This window comes from Verrucosispora sp. WMMA2121, from assembly GCF_027460185.1.
Taxonomy (GTDB): Bacteria; Actinomycetota; Actinomycetes; order Mycobacteriales; family Micromonosporaceae; genus Micromonospora; species Micromonospora palythoicola.
In genome coordinates this window covers 1,376,771-1,391,131 of the sequence record NZ_JAPZBH010000006.1, presented here as the reverse complement: position 1 = coordinate 1,391,131, position 14,361 = coordinate 1,376,771, and the positions used below count along the sequence as shown (strand labels likewise).

Genomic DNA, 14,361 nt, shown 5'->3' with positions numbered 1-14,361 from the left:
GTGCCGCTAACCTCATGATCAACGAGGCAAAGGTGGGGGTGGGGCGCTGGCGGGCGGGTTTGGGTGGGGGTGGTTAGGGTCGGGGGGTGGAGCGGTTTCGGGTGGTGGGGGAGCGGGTTGTCGAGGCGTTGCTGGGGGGTCGGCCGGGGCTCGCCGCGTTGGCGGGGGACCATCGGGTCGACGACCGGCTGCCGGATTTCTCGGCCGACGCGGTCGCGGGGGACCGGGCGATGCTCGTCGACGCGGCGAGCGCGCTCGTCGAGATCGACCCCGATGACCTCGACGCCGAGGAACGGGTCGACCACGCCGTGCTCTCCGCCCTCGTCGACCGGGAACTGTTCGAGCTGACCGAGATCCGGGGACACGAGTGGGACCCGCTCGTCCACAACCCCGGTCCACTGCTGCACGCCCTGCTGTCGCGCCCGTACGCGCCGGTGGAGGTGCGGCTGACCGCCCTCGCCGGCCGGCTCGCCGCGATCCCGGACGCGCTGGCCACCGCGCGCGCGACGTTGCGTGACATGCCCCGGATCCACGCCGAGACGGCGGTCGGCCAGTTCACCGGGGTGGCGGCGCTGATCCGCGACGAGGTACCCGCGTTGCTCGCGCAGGCCCCCGCCGGCTTCGACCGGATCGAGCCGGCGGCCACCTCGGCGCTGGCCGCGCTCGACGAGTTCGTCGCCTGGCTGCGTGTCGGCCTGACCGCCGACGCCGGCCCGGGCCGCGATCCCCGCCTGGGTCGGCGGCGTTGGGAGGCGCGCCTGTGGCACACCCTCGACACCGAGCTGAGCGCCGCCGAGATTCAGCGGCGGGCCTGGGCGAACCTCGACCGGGTCACCGACGAGATCCGCGCGGCGGCGGTCGAACTGGTCGGTGGCCCGGCCGACGACGAGACCGTACGCCGGTCCCTCGACCTGCTCGCCGCCGAACACCCCGACGACCACACGATCGTCGACCTGGCCTCGATCACCCTGGACGAGGCGAGTGACGTCGTCCGGGCGCACGACCTGGTGAGCGTGCCGGACGACCCGTGCGTCATCCAGGTGATGCCGCAGTTCGCCCGGGGTGTGGCGGTGGCCTACTGCGACGCGCCCGGTGGTCTGGAGACCGCTGCGGTGCCGACGTTCTACTGCATCGCGCCGACACCGGTGGACTGGCCCGCGCGCCGGGTCGAGTCGTTCTACCGCGAGTACAACGACCACATGATCCGTAACCTCACGGTGCACGAGGCGATGCCGGGCCATTTCCTCCAACTCGCCCACGCCCGGCGGTACGTCGGCTCCACCCGGGTACGGGCGTTGATCCGCTCCGGCCCCTTCGTCGAGGGGTGGGCGGTCTACGCCGAGGAGCTGATGGTCGACCGCGGCTTCGGTGGCCTGCCGGTGCGGTTGCAGCAGCTGAAGATGCAGCTGCGGATGACCCTCAACGCGCTGCTCGATCAGCTGACGCACGCCGAGGATCTGCCCGAGGCGGAGGCGATGGCGCTGTTGACCGGACGCGGCTTCCAGGAGGAGGGCGAGGCGGCCGGCAAGTGGCGTCGCGCGCTGCTGACCTCGGCGCAGCTGTCGACGTACTTCGTCGGCTACAGCGAGATGGCCGAGATCGCCGCCGCTCGCCCGCACCACGTGCCGCTGCGGGACTGGCACGACGAGATGCTCGCGCACGGCAGCCCGCCACCGCGCCACCTGCGCACCCTGCTCGACCTGTAGGCCGTCCGGCCCGGCCGCGCGGGGGCCGGCTCAGGGGCCCTCGGTGCGCCGGTCCACCACGTCGGCACCCGCCGGCAGGTCGAAGGCGCCGCCGTCGACCTGGTCGCGGTAGCGGCTCAGCGCCAGCTCGACCGGTTGCCCGTCGACCTGGCCGGTGAAGCTGCCCAGCGCGCCCTCCCCGGTCACGCAGGCGGTGAAGCTCTCCCCGTTCTGACGCACGTCGACGCAGGTCGCGTGGTGGCCGACGACGGTGCTGCTGCGCTCGGTGATGACCGCGTCCGGATCCAACGCCGCGGCGGTCAGCCGGCCCATCACCATCGGAGGCGTGACCAGCCCCTGCAGCTCGGCCTCGGCGAAGACCACCACCGAGGGCTTGCTGTTGGGGGCGGGCGGCTCCTCCACGGTGCACACGGCCCGATCGCCGTCGGTGTCGCACCGGGTGGTCGCCTCGTCGGTGACGGTCAGCTTTCCGCCGGGCCAGGTGTAGCTGGACCGGGCCGGGTCCTGCGACTGGACGAACGACGCGCTCCGCCCGCCCGGAAGCTGGTACTCGGCCGAATAGGTCAGCTCCAGCGCCCGGTCCATCCGCGCGGCGAGGTCGTTGACGATGTCGGATCGACCCATGGCCCGCCCGGCGTCGTCCAGGGCCTGGCAGCCGGTGACGGTGAGCAACGCGATGACCGACACCGCGAGCGTACGGAGAGTGGTCGAAGCGGCGGGCATGACGACCAGCCTTGTCGATCGGGTCCCGCTCGTGCAAACCGGTTGCCGGTTGAGGCACGAGAATCCGGGAATGTCCGACCCGTCGGTTACCGCAGCGTGGTCGTCGACCCGCCCGGTCGCCGTGCCGGGGAGCGGGGACCGATACGCTGCGTTCAACACCTGCCGCTGCCGCACCGTCGCGGCCCATACCGGACGAGACCACACGAACGAGGAGCGACTCAGTGGCAACCATCGAGGTAATCGAGGCTCGGGAGATCCTGGACTCGCGGGGCAACCCGACGGTCGAGGTCGAGGTCGGGCTCGACGACGGCACGATCTCCCGGGCGGCGGTGCCCTCCGGCGCCTCGACCGGCGCCTTCGAGGCGATCGAGCTGCGCGACGGTGACAAGGACCGCTACCTGGGCAAGGGAGTGGAGAAGGCGGTCGCCAACATCGAGGACCGGATCGTCGACCAGCTGATCGGCTACGAAGCCAGCGAGCAGCGGGCGATCGACCAGAAGATGCTCGACATCGACGGCACCGACAACAAGGCCGAGCTGGGCGCCAACGCGATCCTCGGGGTCTCCCTGGCGGTGGCGAAGGCCGCGGCCGGCAGCGCCGACCTGAGCCTCTTCCGCTACCTGGGTGGGCCGAACGCACACCTGCTGCCGGTGCCGATGATGAACATCCTCAACGGCGGGGCCCACGCCGACAGCAACGTCGACATCCAGGAGTTCATGATCGCGCCGATCGGCGCGCCCAGCTTCCGGGAAGCGCTGCGCTCCGGTGCCGAGGTGTACCACGCGCTCAAGTCGGTGCTGAAGAAGAAGGACCTCTCCACCGGGCTCGGCGACGAGGGCGGCTTCGCGCCGAACCTGCCGACCAACGCCGCCGCGCTGGACCTGATCGCCGAGGCGGTGGAGAAAGCCGGCTACCGGCTCGGTACCGACATCGTCTTCGCCCTCGACGTCGCCGCCACCGAGTTCTTCGCCGACGGCAGCTACACCTTCGAGGGCGCGACCAAGAGCGCCGCGGAGATGAGCGAGTACTACACCAAGCTGGCCGACGCGTACCCGATCGTCTCCATCGAGGACCCGCTGGCCGAGGACGACTGGACCGGCTGGCAGACCCTGACCGCCGCGATCGGTGACCGGATCCAGATCGTCGGCGACGACCTGTTCGTCACCAACCCGCAGCGCATCGCCCGGGGCATCGCCGAGCAGGCGGCCAACGCGGTGCTGGTCAAGGTCAACCAGATCGGCTCGCTCACCGAGACGCTGGACGCGGTGGACCTGGCCCACCGGGCCGGCTTCAAGTGCATGATGAGCCACCGCTCCGGCGAGACCGAGGACACCACCATCGCCGACCTGGCGGTGGCGACCGGCTGCGGCCAGATCAAGACCGGTGCGCCGGCCCGATCGGACCGGGTCGCGAAGTACAACCAGCTCCTGCGGATCGAGGAGGAACTGGCCGACGCGGCGCGGTACGCCGGTGCCGGAGCCTTCCCGCGTTACCGTTCCGCCTGACCGATGCCATACCTCGGGGGAGGGGTGTGATGCAGCAGCGCCGCACGCCGGGTGGTCAGCGTCCGGTCCGCCGGCCGGCCCGCGCCGGCACGGCCCGCGACGGTGGCGTCCGCGCCGAGTCGCGGTCCGCCGCCGGCCGGGCGCCGTCGGCCACCCGCGGCGCCGAGGGCGTACGCTCCGCCAAGCGCCCCGCCGCCGCCCGGCGGGCCGCCGCCGGTGGTGCGGTGACGCGGTTGTCCGCACCCCGATCCCGAGGTCTCACCGGCCGCGCCACCGTGCTGTTCGCGGTGCTGATCGCGCTCGCCCTCGCCTACACCTACCCGGTCCGGGTCTACCTCGACCAGCAGGCCGACATCGAGCGGATGGAGGCTGCGCAGGCGGCCCAGCGGGAGCTGATCGCCGAGCTGACCACCCAGGCGGAGAAGTGGCAGGACAAGGCGTACATCGAGACCCAGGCCCGGGAGCGGTTCTTCATGCGGCGGCCCGGTGAGAAGATGCTGATCCTGCTCGACGATCCGGCCGGCGCGGCCCGCGAGGCGGGCACCGCCGAGGGCCCGGTCACCCCGGTCACCCCCGACCCCTGGTACGACACGCTCTGGTCCAGCGTGCGCGCCGCCGACGCCCACCAGACCGAAGACTGAGCACCCGACGAGAGCTGGCATCGTGACTGTCGTACCACCGCAGGAGCCGGCGGCGGCCTCCGTACCCCCGCCGAAGCGGGAACCGGCCACGGAGGCCGACCTGGCCGCGGTGGGCGCGCAGCTCGGACGCCCACCCCGGGGCACCCGGGCGGTGGCCCACCGCTGCCCGTGTGGCCTGCCCGACGTGGTGGAGACGACACCCCGGCTGGCCGACGGCACCCCCTTTCCGACGCTGTTCTACCTGACCTGTCCCCGGGCGACCGCGGCGTGCAGCCGGCTGGAGTCGGCCGGCCTGATGAAGGAGATGGCGCAGCGGCTGGCCGACGACCCGGAGTTGGCCGCCCGGTACCGCGCGGCCCACGAGGACTACCTGACCCGCCGGGACGCCATCGCCGGGGTGCCCGAGATCGCCGGCATCTCGGCTGGTGGGATGCCCGGCCGGGTCAAGTGCCTGCACGTCCAGCTCGGTCACGCGCTCGCCGCCGGGCCGGGTGTCAACCCCTTCGGTGACGAGACGCTCGACCTGGTCGAGCCGTGGTGGACGACCGGACCCTGCGTCGACGTGCCGGAGCCCGGGTGAGCGACGACGATGTCGTGATCCGGCGGGCCCGGACCGCCGACGTACGGGCGATCCGGCGGTTGGTGGACACCTACACCGACGACCGCCGCCTGCTCAGCAAGGCCACCGTCACCCTGTACGAGGACGTGCAGGAGTTCCGGGTCGCCAGCCGGGTCGCCGACGGCACGGTGGTGGGCTGCGGCGCGCTGCACGTGATGTGGGAGGACCTGGCGGAGATCCGCACGGTGGCGGTCGATCCCTGCTGCCGGGGGCAGCGGATCGGGCACCGGATCGTCGCGGAGCTGATCGGCGCGGCACGGGAACTGGGCGTGGCCCGCATCTTCGTGCTGACCTTCGAGACCCGGTTCTTCGGTTCGTTCGGCTTCACCGAGATCGACGGTGCCCCGGTGCCGCACCTCGTCTACGAGCAACTGCTGCGCTCGTACGACGAGGGTGTCGCCGAGTTCCTCGACCTGGAACGGGTCAAGCCGAACACCCTGGGCAACACCCGCATGCTGCTACGCCTCTGACCACGCCCCCGCGTTGCCCCTCTCCGTGGTCCTGCGCCATAACTGACGGTGGCCACACCCGCCGGATCCCACTCTCCCTTCCGCCACCTTTGCTCTGCTTACCTATACGCACAGGTTCACTTTCGGTGACGGCTGGGCGGTTGGGGGCCTGGCCATGTTTCAAGGAATACCTGCTCATCGAGGTATTGCGTATAGGTAAGCAGAGCAAAGGACGGGCTGGGCATAGTGGGTTCCTCGGCTGCTCGACTTCGGAGAGTCACTAATCGCATGGCTACTTTCCGTGAGCCCGGTGGCCGGAGTGGTGGGTCGGAGACGACGGTAGGGTTCTCGGCGTGACGACGCGCGTGGCGGCCATCGACTGTGGCACCAACTCGATCCGGTTGCTGGTGGCCGACCTGCCCGATCCCTCGGCCGGGCCGGAGGCGCCGCTGGTCGACCGGAGCCGGCGGATGGAGATCGTCCGGCTCGGCCAGGGGGTGGACGCCACCGGCCGGCTCGCTCCGGAGGCGATCGAGCGGACCCGGATCGCGCTCGCCGACTACGCCGCTGAGATCGACAAGCTGGGTGCCGAGCGGGTGCGGATGTGTGCCACGTCGGCCAGCCGGGACGCGGAGAACGCGGCCGACTTCCGCGCGATGGTCGAGCAGACGCTCGGCGTCGTGCCGGAGGTGGTCAGCGGGGACGAGGAGGCGCGGCTGTCGTTCACCGGAGCGGTGCGCGGCCTGCCCGCCGACGCGCCGTCGCCGTACCTGGTGCTGGACATCGGCGGCGGCTCGACCGAGTTCGTCGTCGGCACCCGGGACGGTGGTGTCGACGCCGCTGTCTCCATGGACATCGGCTGCGTCCGGATGACCGAACGGCACCTGCGCGCGGACCCGCCCGGCCTGGACGAGATCGCCGCCGCCCAAGCCGACATCGCGGTCGCGGTGGATCGGGCGCTGACGGCCGTGCCGGGACGGCAGGCGGCCACGCTGGTCGGGCTCGCCGGGTCGGTCACCACCGTGGTCGCGATCGCCGAGGGCCTCACCGGGTACGACCCGGCCCGCATCCACCACGCCCGGGTGTCGTACGACCGGGTGGCGGAGGTGACCGCCGACCTGCTGGCCATGACGCGCGAGCAGCGGCTGGCCATCCCGGTGATGCATCCCGGCCGCGCCGACGTGATCGGTGCCGGCGCCCTGGTGCTCCGCGTCGCCATGGAGCGGGCCGGCATGGCCGCCGTGGTCGCCTCCGAGCACGACATCCTCGACGGCATCGCCTGGAGTATGGCAAACGCCAACGGGAGGTATCGGCGCTGACGCGAACGGGAGGTGAATGCCACTGTTCCGGCATCTTCCCGGCGGTGGTCACCGCGTGGCAGGCTACCCGCACGTAGGACCACTGGGCGACCAGCCAACGATGACTGACCGCTAGGAGGACGGGCCGATGGGCGAGATGGTGACCTACCGTGGTGATGCCGGCACGGGTGAGGGATATCTCGCGATACCCGCCACCGGCGCGGCGAGCCCGGCAGTGATCGTGATCCAGGACTGGTGGGGCCTCGTGCCGCACATCAGGTCGGTGGTGGACCGCTTCGCCGAGGCGGGCTTCGTCGCCCTCGCACCCGATTTCCGGCACGGCGAGCCGGCCGGAAAGCCGAGTGAGCCCCGGCGGCTGCTCAACGGGCCGCAGATGGACGAGACGGCACAGGAGATCGCCGCCGCCGCCGACTACCTCGCCGGCCGCGTCGAGGTCACCGGCAAGGTGGGCTGCGCCGGCTTCTGCGCCGGGGCCAGCCTGGCGCTGTGGGCGGCGAACTTCTCCGAGCGGATCGTCGCCACCGCCGCCTTCTACCCCCAGTTGCCCTGGGAGGGCATGCGTACCGAGTGGACCGACTACGCGGGCAAGGACGCGCTGGTGCACTGCTCGGAGGCGGACGGCACCTCCGCGGATCCGGGTGTGCAGGCGGTACGCCGGGCCATCGAGAACTCCGGCGGCACCTGCCAGCTGCACGACTACCCGGGCACCTCGCACGCCTTCTTCAACGAGGACCGGCCGGAGAAGTTCGACCAGCGGGCCGCCACCAGTGCCTGGGCGCGCACCCTCGAACTCTTCCGGGCCAAGCTTGGCTGAGTCGCGTACCCCCTCCGAGGTCCTCACCCGCGCCGCGCGCGCGACGGACCTGGCTGATCTGGACGCGGGCGTCGCCGACTGTTTCGCCTGCCCCCGGTTGGTCGACTGGCGGGAGGAGGTCGCCCGCACCAGGCGGGCAGCCTTCCGCGATCAGGAGTACTGGGGGCGGCCGGTGCCCGGCTTCGGTGATCCGGCGGCCCGGATCGCCATCCTCGGGCTGGCCCCGGCCGCGCACGGCGGCAACCGCACCGGCCGGGTCTTCACCGGCGACCGGTCCGGTGACGTGCTCTTCGCCGCCCTGCATCGGGCCGGCCTGGCCGACCAGCCGACGAGTGTGGCCGTCGACGACGGTCTGACGCTGCGTGACACGCGGATCTTCGCCGCCGTACGCTGCGCCCCACCGGACAACAAGCCCACCCCGGGCGAGCGGGACACCTGCGCGCCCTGGCTGCACCGGGAGGTCGAGCTGATCCGGCCGACGCTGCGGGTGGTGGTGGCGTTGGGCGCCTTCGCCTGGGCCGCGTGGTGGCCGGCGTTACGCGCCGGATACGGCGTTCCTCCGCCCAGCCCGCGACCGCCGTTCGGGCATGGGGCACACTGGTCCGGCACGACCGGACCGGAACTGCTCGGTTGCTACCACGTCAGCCAGCAGAACACCTTCACCGGTCGGTTGACACCAGAGATGCTGGACGACGTGTTCGCCCGGGCGAAACTGCTGGCGGGGGTGGACTGAGGTAATCGATGGACGTGCTTCGCAGGTGGTGGCCGGTGACGGCGGTGATTGCCCTGCTCGCCGCCGTGACCCTGGCCACCGCGCACTCGTCGATCGGCGCGAGCCGGATACCGCCCGCGGTCAAGGACGCCCCCTTCGTGCTGGAGTACCCCAGCGGGGAGCCGCGTCCGTCGATCCCGGCCGAACCCCGCGAGGCCGCCGAGCAGACCCGCACCCGGATCCCGTCCTGGCTCGGCACGGTGGCGGTGGCGGTGCTCGGGCTGGCGCTGCTCGCCGCTCTCAGCTATCTGCTGTGGACCGTGGCCCGGGGGGTGCAGCGGCGGGTCACCCGGGCACTTCCCGGGCAGCCGACCCGGCGCAGTGCCGAGGGCACCGCCGCGGAGGTGGTCGCCGCCGTCGACGCCGGCCTGGTGGACCTGGACGACCAGGCCACCGATCCACGGACCGCGGTTATCGCCTGCTGGGTGCGGCTCGAAGAGGCCGCCGCCGTCGCCGGGGTGCCCCGACTGACCGGTGACACCCCCACCGACCTGGTCACCCGGCTGCTCGCCGGTGATCCGTCCACCGGCGTGCCGGCGATCGTGAGCGCCGACGTGCTGGCCGGCTTCGCGAACGTCTACCGCGAGGCCCGGTACGCCACCCGCCCGGTGGACGAACGGACCCGGGACCAGGCCCGGGTGGCCCTGCGCCGGCTGCGTGGCGAACTGACCGCACTGGCCGGAGGTGAGCCGGTGTGAGCAGCACGAGTATCGACGACCTGCTCAGCTTCTCCGAGGACCGGCCGGTCCAGTCCGAGCGACGCCGGGGCGGGCGGCTGCGTACCGTCGCCGGCGTGCTCGGTGTCACCGTGGCGGTGACCGTGGTCGCCGTCGCCGGACTGCGCGCGGTCGGGCTGCGGGTCTCGTTGCTGGTGCTGGTCACCGCCGTGGTCGCGCTGCTGGTGGTACGCCGGATCGTCGCCACCCTCGCGCCACCGGCGAAGTCCGGCCAGGGTTCGTCGTCGCGGGGCGGCGAGGAACCCGGCACCTACAACTGGGACGCGCGGGACGCGCTGCGGGTGGCGGTCAACGGTTGGGCGACACCTCTGGAGTGGTCCAAGACGAGCCCCGAACGGTTCACCACGATGATCCTGCCCCGGTTGGCCGAGCTGGCGGACGAGCGGATGCGCCTGAAGTACGGCGTCACCCGCGAGTCCGACCCGACCCGGGCCCGCGCCCTGCTGGGCGACCGCCTGTCGACGTTCCTGGAGACCCCACCCCGCCGCACCCCTTCGCCGCGCGACCTCGCGGCGATCGTCGCCGAACTGGAGAAGATCTGATGAACGACGTCGGCCGGACGATGCCCCCCACCGAGGTCGGTCGCCTCGCCCGGGCCGTGCTGGACGCGGTGGGCCAGGTCGTGGTCGGCAAACGGGACGCCCTGGAGCTGGTGCTGGCCGGCATCCTCGCCGGCGGCCACGTGCTGCTGGAGGACCTGCCGGGGTTGGGCAAGACGCTCACCGCGCGGTCCTTCGCCCAGGCGCTGGGCCTGGACTTCCGGCGGCTGCAGTTCACCCCCGACCTGCTGCCCGCCGACGTCACCGGCTCCTTCCTCTACGACCAGCGCAGCGGTGACTTCACCTTCCGGGCCGGGCCGGTCTTCACCAACCTGCTGCTCGCCGACGAGATCAACCGGACCCCGCCGAAGACCCAGTCGGCCCTGCTGGAGGCGATGCAGGAGAAGCAGGTCTCGGTGGAGGGCGTGACGTACCGGCTCGACGAGCCGTTCCACGTGCTGGCCACCGCCAATCCCATCGAGTACGAGGGCACCTATCCGTTGCCGGAGGCGCAGCTGGACCGGTTCCTGCTGCGGGTGTCATTCGGTTACCCGGCGCAGGACGAGGAGTGGGAGGTGCTGCGTCGGCGGATGGCGCGCCGCCGGGAGGAGGCCGACATCAAGCCGGTGGTCGACGCCGGCACCCTGCGCGCCATGCAGGCGGCGTTGGAGGACGTCGTGGTCGAGGACTCGGTGGGCCGGTACATCGTGGCGCTGACCGCGGCCACCCGCGAGCATCCGTCGGTGCTGGTCGGTGCGTCGCCACGCGGATCGCTGGCCCTGCTGCTGCTGTCCCGGGTACGGGCGGTGCTCTCGGGGCGGGACTACGTGGTGCCCGAGGACGTCAAGGACGTCGCGGCCCCGGCGCTGGCACACCGGATCACGTTGCGACCGGAGATGTGGCTGCGCCGCGTCGATCCCTCCTTCGTGGTCGGTGAGGTTCTCGACGGCACCCCGGCGCCGGCCAGCGGCGCGCTGCCCAGCTACGCCGCCGGTCGGCCGGGAGACTGACCGGCGTGAGCGAGCGGAGCGAACAGTCGGCACCGACCAACTGGATGCCCACCTGGGCGTTCGGCCGGGCGGTGCTGCTCACCGGCCTGCTCCTGATCGCCGCGGTGGTGCTGGGACGGGTGGATCTGATCGTGCTGGCCGTCCCGTTCGCCCTCGGCACCGCGTACGCGTTGCGGCGCCGACCCGTCGACCTGCCCCGGGTGTGGCTCAGCGCCGACGAGGACCCCCTGGTGGAAGGCGGTGCCATGACCGGGACGGTCACCGTCGGCAACCCGGGTACGGTCTCCTACGACGTGGCGGTGCTGCGTACCCGCGTCTCACCGTGGCTGCGGGTCGAGCGGGCGGGTCTCGCCGGCAGCGCGGTCGTCGGCACCGGTCGGCCCGCCGGTGCCGGTCGGCCGACCGTCGCGGACCGTCCGTTCGTCACGTCGGTAGCCCCGGACACCGCCGTCGACCTGGAACTGGCCGGTACCGCGCTGCGGTGGGGTCGGCATCCGCTGGGCCCGGCGGGCGCCCGGGTCGCCGCCGCGCAGGGCCTGCTGGTCTCGCGCGCGGTGGTCGTCGAACCGGTCAGGTCCAAGGTGTACCCGAAGACCGAGCCGTTCGAAGCGGTCGAGGTGATGCCCCGGGCCGCCGGCCTGGTCGGGGCGCATCACTCGCGTCGTCCCGGCGAGGGGGGCGAACTCGCCGGGGTGCGGGTCTTCGCCCCCGGTGACCGGCTGCGCCGCATCGACTGGCGGGTGTCGCTGCGGGCCCGGCAACTGCACGTGGCGGCCACCCTGTCCGACCGGGACGCCGAGGTGGTCGTACTGCTCGACGTGCTGGCCGAGGCGGGGCGCTCCGGCGGGGTCACCGGCACCGCGTCGGTGCTGGACACCACGGTCCGGGCGGCCGCCGCGATCGCCGAGCACTACCTGCACCGGGGTGACCGGGTGGCACTGCTGGAGTACGGCCCGAGTGCCCGGCGGCTGCGTCCGGCCACCGGACGACGGCAGTACCTGACCGTGCTGGAGTGGCTGTTGGACGTCAAGGCCCAGTCCTCCCCGCACGAGCCGTACGACCATGTGTTCGGTCCGCAACTGCTCTCCGCGGACGCGCTGGTGGTGGTGCTCACCCCGTTGCTGGAGGAGCGGTCGGCGCAGATGCTCGCCCGGTTGGCCCGTTCGGGACGGTTCGTGGTGGCCGTCGACACGCTTCCGGCGGACCTGTCACCGCCGCAGGACCGGGGCTGGGTCGAGGTGGCGTACCGGCTGTGGCGACTGGACCGGGACACGATGATCGCGCAGTTGCGTGAGCACGGGGTGCCGGTGGTGCCGTGGGCCGGCACCGGCAGTCTCGACCAGGTGCTGCGTGACGTGGCGAGGCTGGCCACCGCCCCTCGGGTGGGTGGCCGGTGAGCGCGAGGAACGCAGCGCAGCGGAGTCCCGCAGTCGCGAGCGAGAGGTCAGCCCGGTGATGGGGTCGGTCATCGGGCGGGTCCGGGCGGTGCGGACGGCCGCGGCGCGGATCTCCCTCACTCCCGTACTGGTCCGGGTGGGGATCTTCCTCAGCACGCTCGTGGGGTTGCTGCTCGCGTACCCCGCCGAGGTCGTGGTCGGGCGGGCACTGGGCCCGTTGGTGGCGGTCGCGGTGCTGCCGGCGGTGGCGCCGCGCCGGCTCTGGCCGACCTTCGCCGCGTTGGTCACGGTCGGCGGGTGGCTGCTCGCCACCGACGGGTACGACCGGCCGATCGCGTTGTGGCGACTGATGGCGGTGGCCGTGGCGCTCTACCTGACCCACACGCTCTGCGCGCTGGTGGCGGTGCTGCCGTATGACGCCGTGGTGGATCCGGACGTGATAGTGCGTTGGCTCACCCGGGCCGCGGGAGTGTTGCTCGCCACGTCGGTGCTCGGCGTGCTGCTGCTCGAACTCGCCGGTGTCCGGGCCGCCGAAGGCGGCTGGCAGGCGGTGACGGTGGCCGGTCTGCTGCTTGCCGTCGGGGTGACGGCGTTGCTGGCCGGGCTGCTGCGACGCAGGTGAACCAGGGGCCGTCGGGGCCGGGGTGACCGGGGGTGTTGCTGCGTCGGCGGTGGCGACGGTGGCCGCCGTTACCGGCGTCACAGCCGCCTTGTGCTCGGTCACAGAACGGGGGCGCAGCCGGGATTACCGCTGTCGGTAGGGGAAAGATGGTAGGCGTGAATCCGAAGCGGATCCTTGTGGTGGGCGCCGGGCACGTCGGTCTCTACGCGGCGCTGCGCCTGTCGAAGAAGCTGAGTTCCCGGGAGGCTGAGGTCGTCGTCGTCGACCCCCAGCCGCACATGACGTACCAGCCGTTCCTGCCCGAGGCTTCGGCGGGGAACATCTCCCCACGGCACTCCGTGGTGCCGCTGCGTCGGGAGTTGCGCCGGTGCAAGGTGGTGGCCGGTGCGGTGACCCGGATCGACCACGCGAGTAGGACCGCCACGGTGCAGCCGATCATCGGCCCGCCCCGCGAGATCACCTACGACCACGTGGTGGTCGCGCCCGGCTCGGTCTCCCGGACCCTGCCGATCCCCGGCCTGCACGAGCACGGCATCGGCTTCAAGACCATCGGTGAGGCCATCTTCCTGCGCAACCACGTGCTCGAACAGCTGGACGTGGCCGCCGCCACGACCGACCCCGAGGTACGCCGCCGGGCGCTGACCTTTGTCTTCGTCGGTGGCGGGTACGCCGGCATCGAGGCGTTGGCCGAGATGGAGGACATGGCCCGGCACGCGCTGAAGTACTACCCGGAGCTGAACACGTCGGACATGCGCTGGGTACTGGTCGAGGCCACCCAGCGGGTGCTGCCGGAGGTCGACCGGGACATGGGCGCCTACACGGTGCAGCAGTTGCTGAAGCGGGACATGGACATCCGGCTCGACACCCGGCTGGAGTCCTGCGTCGACGGGGTGGTCAAGCTCTCCGACGGGGACAGCTTCAGCGCGGACACCATCGTCTGGACCGCCGGGGTGAAGCCGTCACCGATGCTGGACGCGACCGACTTCCCCCGCGAGGAGCGACGCCGGGTGACCTGCCTGCCGACGCTCCAGGTGGTCGACGGTGACCGGGTGGTCGAGGGCGCCTGGAGCGCCGGTGACTGTGCCGCCGTACCGGATCTGACCAAGCCGCCGGGCAACTACTGCTCGCCGAGCGCCCAGCACGCGGTACGCCAGGCCCAGCGGATGGCCGACAACATCGTGGCCGTGCTCCGGGGCCGCGAGCCGGTCCCCTACAAGCACAAGCACGCCGGCAGCGTGGCGAGCCTCGGCCTGCACAAGGGGGTCGCCCAGGTCTACGGGATCAAGATGACCGGCTGGCCGGCGTGGTTCATGCACCGGACGTACCACATGAGCCGGATCCCCTCCCTCAACCGGAAGGTCCGGGTGGTGGTCGACTGGACGCTGGCGTTCGTGCTCAAGCGTGAGGTGGTGGCCCTCGGCCAGTTGCACGACCCGCGCGAGGAGTTCGCCGAGGCGTCCCAGCCACCGGCAAAGGTGTGAGTCCCGCGTGGGGCGCCATCGGCGCCC

Annotated in this window: 15 protein-coding genes; 14 read left to right on the top strand and 1 reads right to left on the bottom strand. The window is 72.2% G+C overall.

Annotation, left to right across the window (positions count from 1 at the left end; translation table 11 throughout):
• Positions 1–86: 86 nt before the first annotated feature.
• Positions 87–1,706, top strand: coding sequence for a DUF885 domain-containing protein (locus O7605_RS15255; RefSeq protein ID WP_269739806.1), 1,620 nt, complete (start codon positions 87–89; stop codon positions 1,704–1,706).
• Positions 1,707–1,736: 30 nt separating this feature from the next.
• Here O7605_RS15255 and O7605_RS15250 read toward each other — a convergent pair whose 3' ends face one another.
• Complete coding sequence (locus tag O7605_RS15250; RefSeq protein WP_269739805.1) at positions 1,737–2,429, bottom strand: hypothetical protein; 693 nt, start codon at positions 2,427–2,429, stop codon at positions 1,737–1,739.
• A gap of 221 nt (positions 2,430–2,650) precedes the next feature.
• Between O7605_RS15250 and eno the strand changes: the two genes are divergently transcribed.
• From eno to O7605_RS15185, 13 genes are all read left to right on the top strand, one after another.
• Positions 2,651–3,934, top strand: a complete 1,284-nt coding sequence (gene eno, locus O7605_RS15245; RefSeq protein WP_269739804.1) for a phosphopyruvate hydratase — start codon at positions 2,651–2,653, stop codon at positions 3,932–3,934.
• A 29-nt stretch (positions 3,935–3,963) separates the two neighbouring features.
• Positions 3,964–4,575 carry an FtsB family cell division protein gene (locus O7605_RS15240; protein WP_269739803.1) on the top strand — a complete coding sequence of 204 codons (612 nt, stop codon included), beginning with the start codon at positions 3,964–3,966 and terminating at the stop codon, positions 4,573–4,575.
• Positions 4,576–4,597: 22 nt separating this feature from the next.
• A complete protein-coding gene (locus tag O7605_RS15235) occupies positions 4,598–5,155 on the top strand; it encodes a DUF501 domain-containing protein (protein ID WP_269739802.1) in 558 nt (185 codons plus the stop codon).
• The gene (locus tag O7605_RS15230) at positions 5,152–5,664 is read left to right on the top strand and encodes an amino-acid N-acetyltransferase (RefSeq protein ID WP_269739801.1); all 513 of its coding nucleotides are present in this window, start codon (positions 5,152–5,154) and stop codon (positions 5,662–5,664) included. The genes O7605_RS15235 and O7605_RS15230 overlap by 4 nt, the downstream gene beginning before the upstream one ends.
• A 344-nt stretch (positions 5,665–6,008) precedes the next feature.
• The gene (locus tag O7605_RS15225; protein ID WP_269742645.1) at positions 6,009–6,962 is read left to right on the top strand and encodes a Ppx/GppA phosphatase family protein; all 954 of its coding nucleotides are present in this window, start codon (positions 6,009–6,011) and stop codon (positions 6,960–6,962) included.
• 127 nt (positions 6,963–7,089) lie between these two features.
• Positions 7,090–7,776, top strand: a complete 687-nt coding sequence (locus tag O7605_RS15220; protein ID WP_269739800.1) for a dienelactone hydrolase family protein — start codon at positions 7,090–7,092, stop codon at positions 7,774–7,776.
• Positions 7,769–8,509, top strand: coding sequence for a uracil-DNA glycosylase (locus tag O7605_RS15215; protein ID WP_269739799.1), 741 nt, complete (start codon positions 7,769–7,771; stop codon positions 8,507–8,509). Before O7605_RS15220 ends, O7605_RS15215 begins: the two co-directional genes overlap by 8 nt.
• 8 nt (positions 8,510–8,517) lie before the next feature.
• Positions 8,518–9,246 carry a DUF4129 domain-containing protein gene (locus tag O7605_RS15210; RefSeq protein WP_269739798.1) on the top strand — a complete coding sequence of 243 codons (729 nt, stop codon included), beginning with the start codon at positions 8,518–8,520 and terminating at the stop codon, positions 9,244–9,246.
• Positions 9,243–9,827: a hypothetical protein gene (locus O7605_RS15205; protein ID WP_269739797.1), complete on the top strand. Its 585-nt coding sequence runs from the start codon at positions 9,243–9,245 to the stop codon at positions 9,825–9,827. Before O7605_RS15210 ends, O7605_RS15205 begins: the two co-directional genes overlap by 4 nt.
• Complete coding sequence (locus O7605_RS15200; protein ID WP_164446087.1) at positions 9,827–10,834, top strand: AAA family ATPase; 1,008 nt, start codon at positions 9,827–9,829, stop codon at positions 10,832–10,834. The genes O7605_RS15205 and O7605_RS15200 overlap by 1 nt, the downstream gene beginning before the upstream one ends.
• Positions 10,835–10,878: 44 nt before the next feature.
• Positions 10,879–12,231 carry a DUF58 domain-containing protein gene (locus tag O7605_RS15195; RefSeq protein WP_269742644.1) on the top strand — a complete coding sequence of 451 codons (1,353 nt, stop codon included), beginning with the start codon at positions 10,879–10,881 and terminating at the stop codon, positions 12,229–12,231.
• A gap of 58 nt (positions 12,232–12,289) precedes the next feature.
• Positions 12,290–12,853 carry a hypothetical protein gene (locus O7605_RS15190; RefSeq protein WP_269742642.1) on the top strand — a complete coding sequence of 188 codons (564 nt, stop codon included), beginning with the start codon at positions 12,290–12,292 and terminating at the stop codon, positions 12,851–12,853.
• 155 nt (positions 12,854–13,008) lie between these two features.
• Positions 13,009–14,334, top strand: a complete 1,326-nt coding sequence (locus O7605_RS15185) for an NAD(P)/FAD-dependent oxidoreductase (protein ID WP_269739796.1) — start codon at positions 13,009–13,011, stop codon at positions 14,332–14,334.
• Positions 14,335–14,361: the final 27 nt, after the last annotated feature.

Bases quoted from the DNA above. Each gene is read 5' to 3' on its own strand.
- O7605_RS15200 (WP_164446087.1), top strand. From the start codon at position 9,827: ATGAACGACGTCGGCCGGACGATGCCCCCCACCGAGGTCGGTCGCCTC.
- O7605_RS15195 (WP_269742644.1), top strand. From the start codon at position 10,879: ATGCCCACCTGGGCGTTCGGCCGGGCGGTGCTGCTCACCGGCCTGCTC.
- O7605_RS15210 (WP_269739798.1), top strand. From the start codon at position 8,518: ATGGACGTGCTTCGCAGGTGGTGGCCGGTGACGGCGGTGATTGCCCTG.
- O7605_RS15190 (WP_269742642.1), top strand. From the start codon at position 12,290: ATGGGGTCGGTCATCGGGCGGGTCCGGGCGGTGCGGACGGCCGCGGCG.
- O7605_RS15250 (WP_269739805.1), bottom strand. From the start codon at position 2,429: ATGCCCGCCGCTTCGACCACTCTCCGTACGCTCGCGGTGTCGGTCATC.
- O7605_RS15240 (WP_269739803.1), top strand. From the start codon at position 3,964: ATGCAGCAGCGCCGCACGCCGGGTGGTCAGCGTCCGGTCCGCCGGCCG.
- O7605_RS15220 (WP_269739800.1), top strand. From the start codon at position 7,090: ATGGGCGAGATGGTGACCTACCGTGGTGATGCCGGCACGGGTGAGGGA.